The 1485-nt window shown below is 46.9% G+C and carries 1 protein-coding gene; it reads right to left on the reverse strand.

All coding sequences use genetic code 11. The features are described 5' to 3' along the window. Positions 1-1265: IS110 family RNA-guided transposase (locus H7B90_RS31935; RefSeq protein ID WP_185139951.1), on the reverse strand; the 1265-nt coding region annotated here is incomplete at its 3' end. Positions 1266-1485: the final 220 nt, after the last annotated feature.

A 1485-nucleotide genomic window follows, 5' to 3' on the forward strand; every position in this document is an offset into this window, starting at 1 on the left:
GGGGCGGCCTTCGGTATTTGAATCGTATCCGGCGGAACAATCCCATGAGTCTCAAGCAGTTTAACAGCACGTCGCAAAGACAATTGAACTTCCTTTACTCTCAGTTCAGGAGGCATATCAATCTGCTTCATATCGACTGGATTCCAGGGTTCACCGGTGGAGAGCATATGGAAAATAGCGGTCAGAATCATTCGGGCAATCGCAATAATGGCGCGTTTCTTCCCCCGGCGTTTGCTGATCCGCTCATACTTTATCTTGTAATAAGGAAAAGTGGTCGACTTGACGGCAGCATGAGCGATTTCAACCATAGCGGGCTTGAGATAGGCACCTGCACGAGTAATTCGCACCGACTTTTTCTTTCCAGCGGATTCATTGTTTCCTGGTGTAAGACCTGCCCAGCGACAAAACCGTTTGGAGGAATTGAACTGCGACATATCGGTTCCGACTTCTGAAAGAATGATAATCGCTGAATCACGCTTGATTCCTGGAATGGTGCAAAGCAGGTTAATTGCAGGTTGAAGTGGTTCCACAAGCGTATCAATTAGGGCGTTCAAGTCTTGAATATGCGTGCACAGATAGTCATAATGCGCCTTTACCATCTTAGCCCGCTGTTTCTGAGGAGCAGTCATCTTAAAGCCTTCGATGGATGCTACAACCTCGTCTGCTTTCTTTTTAAGCGAGCGCTGTAGCAGAGAAACACAGTGTTCAGGTTCAAACGTGTCCGAATTAACGATGTAGTCCGTGATGGATGAGGCGGATTTGCCAAACATGTCGGAAACGACAGCATCAAGGGCGACATTGCAAACAGTGAACACATTTTGATAGCGGTTTTTCTCACTGGATTTGCAGGATACCAGCTTGAAACGATACCGCGTATATTCTCGAAGGATGCGAGTCTCAAGATTGGGGATAAAGCTGCCGGGAACAAGTCCGATTCGGAATAGGTCACCGATCCATTTGGAATCTTTGGTGTCATCCTTGTTTCCCTTGATGGCCTTGACCCACTTCGGATTGGCGATCGTCACGTGGATGGAATCTTCCAAAAGGTTATACACGGGAACCCAATATTTCCCGGTAGATTCCATACAGACATGTCGACAGTTGTTCTCCAGCAGCCAAGCCTTGAACGCAAGGATTTCGTTATTGAAGGTAGAGAACCGCCGTTTCTTGTATTTCGGCACAATTCCTTCGGTGGTGATAAGTGTCGCGACGAAAAACGTTTTGTGTACGTCAACGCCGCAACAAATGGGGTAAACGACGTTCATGACTACTCCCTCCCATAGAAAATGAGTAAAGGGAAGACATTAACTGAACCGCCGCACTTTTAACATTGGCTAAAACAATGGTTAGCGTGCGGGCTTTTCGCGCCACTTATTTGTGCTTGAATGGCGGTTCTTACACTGTTTTGTATACTGGTTTGAGTCCTAGAAGACAATCTGCAACTCACCACGCCGTGCTTTGAAGTTGCCTTCCCTTCAAACTAAT

Source organism: Cohnella xylanilytica (assembly GCF_014212175.1).
GTDB lineage: Bacteria > Bacillota > Bacilli > Paenibacillales > Paenibacillaceae > Cohnella > Cohnella xylanilytica.